General features: G+C 70.4%; 4 protein-coding genes. 2 read left to right on the top strand and 2 right to left on the bottom strand.

Annotated features, from left to right (window positions below; translation table 11 throughout):
• Positions 1-636: pyruvate formate-lyase-activating protein (gene pflA / locus GZ997_RS11800; RefSeq protein WP_162680022.1), on the top strand; the 636-nt coding region annotated here is incomplete at its 5' end.
• A 149-nt stretch (positions 637-785) separates the two neighbouring features.
• Here the strand turns inward: pflA and GZ997_RS11795 are convergent.
• On the bottom strand, positions 786-2,003 hold the full coding sequence (locus GZ997_RS11795) for an HRDC domain-containing protein (RefSeq protein WP_308807203.1): 1,218 nt from the start codon (positions 2,001-2,003) through the stop codon (positions 786-788).
• Positions 2,004-2,071: 68 nt separating this feature from the next.
• On the bottom strand, positions 2,072-2,626 hold the full coding sequence (locus GZ997_RS11790; RefSeq protein WP_161925335.1) for a DUF3000 domain-containing protein: 555 nt from the start codon (positions 2,624-2,626) through the stop codon (positions 2,072-2,074).
• Between the two features lie 229 nt (positions 2,627-2,855).
• Here GZ997_RS11790 and GZ997_RS11785 point away from each other — a divergent pair, with 229 nt between their 5' ends.
• Positions 2,856-4,004, top strand: a complete 1,149-nt coding sequence (locus GZ997_RS11785; protein ID WP_162680021.1) for a GNAT family N-acetyltransferase — start codon at positions 2,856-2,858, stop codon at positions 4,002-4,004.

Here is a 4,004-nt window from a genome sequence, read left to right as displayed (position 1 = left end):
TGCCTGTACTGCCACAACCCGGACACGTTCCTGATGCGTGACGGAGAGCCTGTGGACGTGGAGGAGATCCTGCGGCGCATCCGGCGCTACCGGAACGTCTTCAAGGCAACCGGTGGCGGCATCACCCTCTCCGGCGGGGAAGTGCTCATGCAGCCGGCCTTCGCCGGACGCATCCTCGCCGGCGCGAAGGCCATGGGTATCCACACCTGCATCGACACCTCCGGTTACCTCGGCCAGCACGCCTCTGACGAGATGCTGGACAACATCGACCTGGTCCTACTGGACGTGAAAAGCGGGGACGAGGACACCTACAAGAAGGTCACCGGCCGCGAACTCGCCCCGACCATCGACTTCGGTGACCGGCTGGCCGCCAAGGGCATCGAGACCTGGGTGCGCTTCGTGCTGGTTCCGGGGCTGACCGACGACCCGCAGAACGTGGAGAACGTCGCCCGCATTGTGGAGCGCTGGCGGCCGGTAGTCTCCCGCGTGGAGGTGCTGCCCTTCCACCAGATGGGGACTGACAAGTGGGACGCCCTGAAGCTGGAGTACAAGCTGCGTGACACCCGCCCGCCGGAGCCGGCGCAGGTGGAGTCCACTCGCGAGATCTTCCGGGCGCACGGCTTCACCGTGCACTGAGCACGTAATTCGGCACCGCACCGTGCAGGCGGTGCTGTGCCCCAGGGGTGACCAGAGCCGCCCGCCCCGGTGCGGCCGCTCCACCCGGTGGGCTGGTGAGGGGCGCAGGCGCGCAAGCGGCTGAGCCTGCCCGAGCCGTTATGACAGAGCTATGACAGAGCTGCGGCCAGCGGGGCCGAGACCTGGTCCACCTGCCAGGGACGTGCCCCCAGCACTTGCAGCCGGGTGGAGATCGCGGCCGGCGAGGCGTCTGCCTGCTCCCCGGCGGCGCGCGCCTCGCCGAGCTCCCACGCCAGGCGCCGCTGCACGTCGGTGCCCAGCAGGAGCTCGTGTGGCAGGCGCAACTGCTCGGCGCGGGCGCGCACGGCACTGCGTACCAGCTCCAACGCCTCGGCGGACTCCGGATGGTGTCGGCCCCAGGAGCGCGGCTGGGGCAGCTCGCCGGGCGCGAGCGGCGTGTGCAAAGGGGGAAGCTCATCCTCGGGTAGCGCCATTGCGCGCTCGACCGCACTCCACCAAAGCTCCTGGTGGTCGCGTACCGATCGAGAGGAGAACTCCCGCAGCGAGGCCAGGCGGCGGCGAGACGAGGGCTGGGCCACGGCAGCTGCCACCAGGGCGCGGTGCGGGAGCACCTTGGAAGGGGTCACGTCCAGCTCCCGGGCGAGCTCCTCGCGTGCCGTCCACAACTCGCGCAGTACCGCCAGCGAGCGCGGGCTGCGAACCGCGCGTCCGGACCTGGGGGTGCGCCGCCAAGGATCGGTCCGGGCCGGGCGCAGCGGGTGGGTGCGCTCATACTCGAACTCCTGCGCGGCCCACTGCGCCTTGCCCGCCGCATCAAGCTCGTGCGCGAGCGCATCACGCAGCGGCAGGAGCAGCTCGACGTCAAGTGCGGCGTAGACCAGCCACGACTCCGGGAGCGGCCGAGTCGACCAGTCGGCCGCGGCGTGATCCTTGGCCAGTCGCAGTCCCAGCGTCTCCTCGAGCACGGCCCCCAGGCCCACGTGCTGGCGGCCTAGCATGCGCGCGGCCAGCTCGGTGTCAAACAGGGAACGCGCATGTAGTCCCAGTGCGGTCAGGCAGGGGAGGTCTTGGTCGGCGGCATGCAGCACCCATTCCGGACCGTCCAGCGCCTCGGCCAGGGCGGAGAGGTCGCCCGCACCCAGCGGATCCACCAGCACGGTTCCAGTGCCCTCGCGGCGCAGCTGCACCAGATAGGCATCCTGCCCGTAGCGGAATCCGGAGGCGCGCTCGGCGTCGACGGCTATTGGCCCGGTTCCGGCAGCCAGGGCGGCGGCTGCGCGAGCGAGCGCATCGGGGGTGTCCGTAATCGGGGGCAGTCCCTCCGCGGGCCGCGGGTAGGCGATCACGGCCTCTGGCGGTACCGGGGCATCCGTCGTGCCCGGGACGACGGCGGGCCGCGGTTGCGCTCGTCCCGTCACCTCGAGGCTCCCGCGAGGCTCAGTGGCACCGCCGTCTCCGGCTCGTGCCCGGCGCTTAAGTGAATCAACTCGTACCAGGCGAGCAGGTGCGCGGACAGGTCAGGGGTGGACGGCGTCCAGGAGGCTCTGATCTCGACCTGCGCACTCGCGTCCGTCAGCTCCAACCCGCCGAATGTGTCCGAAAGCACCCGTGTGACCGTGCCCACCAGTGCCCGCCTGCCCGCGCCGGCGTGATCCAGTGCGTCGGTCAGCCAGGACCAGGCTGCCGCACCGAGCAGCGGGTCGGTGCCGATCTCGTCGTCGATGCGTGAGCTCACCATCACCACCAGGCGGAAATCGCCATCCCAGGCCGCCTGCGTACCGGGATCATGCAGCACCACGAAGCGCCCGGAGGCGGCCGGCGTACCCGCTGCGGTCTGCACCGTCTGTGCGGTGAGCGCGGCGGCATAGGGGGCCAATCGTGCGGGCGCGGGAACTTCTTCTAGGACCAGCCCGCGTGGCCGGGGCGTCTCCCGCAGTGACTCCAGCGCGGAGCGGAAGCGCTCCGGCATCGTGGAAGCGGCGGCGTCATGTGCCTGCACGCGGTGAATGTCTGCCACTGCTTCAGGCTACCGGCGCTGCTGCACGCCTAGTGTTGCCACGCCGCGCCGGTCGGCCGACACGTTTCACGACCGCAACGGTCCCGCAGCCTGTGCTACTGGTCTATCGTGAGACCGGCCGGCGGGCACAGCTCGCGGCGGCGCCACTACTAGCCAAGCAAACAGGACAGGAACGCACTCCATGACCTTGCCCGAGAACGCCACCCCGCTCGCATCCCGCGGCTCCATGCGGCGCATCGACTGGGAGACATTCCGCCGCATCGCCGAGGAGGCCGGCACCACGCTGCCCATTGAGCAGACAGCTGCATGGGACGCATTCGACGCCGCGATGGACGGGCGTGAACCGTGGGGGCGGCTGGTTTATGAGACGGCCGCCGGCCAGCCGCGGGCCCTGATCTCGCTGACCCGGATGAACGTGCGTGGCTTCCCCTACCTGTGGGCCAGGCACGCTCCGGTATGGCTCGGCCAGGAGCCCAGCGCCGCCGAGGAGGCAGAGCTGCGTGAACTGCTGACTGAGGGGGTTCGCTTTCACGATCCCGCGGTCGTATTCGTACGCCTGCACTGCACCCATCCGGCGCCCGGCCTGCACGAGCTGCTGCAGACGATGGCCTACGACCACACCGTGATCCTTGATCTTGACCGCCCCGACGACGACGCCTTCCTGGCCTCCTTCAAGCCGCGGGGACGTCGCGACGTGCGCAAGGCACTGCGCAACACGGAGCTGACCTATCACGATGAGACCGACCGCGCCGAGGAGGTATTCGCGGAGCTCTACCAGATCCTCCTGGAGACGGGGGACAGGGACGGGTTCCACGCGGCGCCCGAGGAGACCTACCGCACCATGCTGCGCACGCTCGGCCCGGACCACTGCCGGCTTTACGTGGCCCGCCGCAATGGCGGCCAGGCGCTGGCCTGGAGTATCGACACGGTGTGGGGCGACGGCGCCGGACGCTACTATGCGGCTTCAACCGCGGAGGGGCGTCGAGGCCGTGCCGCTGATGCGCTGCTCTACAAGGAGGGGTGCTGGCTGCGCGAGCGTGGCGTGCGCACCTGGGACCTGATGGGCGCCGGGTCCGAGCGCACCCCCGAGCTCAACGGCGTCGGTTCCTTCAAGGGCAAGTTCACCGCCGAGGGCACCGTCGCCATCCCCGGCCCCTGGGACGTGCCGGTGCGGCCGCGCGTCTACGCCGGCCTGGTGCGTGCACTGGAGCTCAAGCACCGCGCGGAGACGGGCGTCGCCTCCCTGCGTGAGCGGCTGGGGTCCCTGCGCTCGGAGCGGGACGACCATGCGGATGGCGATCCCGAGGCCGAGGCCTCCGCGCGTCAGTAG

Origin of the sequence: Actinomyces sp. 565 (genome assembly GCF_010365615.1) — a bacterium.
GTDB lineage: Bacteria > Actinomycetota > Actinomycetes > Actinomycetales > Actinomycetaceae > Actinomyces.
The sequence above is the reverse complement of the archived record's forward strand: the minus strand, read 5'-3'. Positions and strand labels throughout refer to the sequence as shown.

Coding starts and splice junctions, on each gene's coding strand:
- GZ997_RS11790 (WP_161925335.1), bottom strand. CDS start 2,626: ATGCCGGAGCGCTTCCGCTCCGCGCTGGAGTCACTGCGGGAGACGCCC.
- GZ997_RS11785 (WP_162680021.1), top strand. CDS start 2,856: ATGACCTTGCCCGAGAACGCCACCCCGCTCGCATCCCGCGGCTCCATG.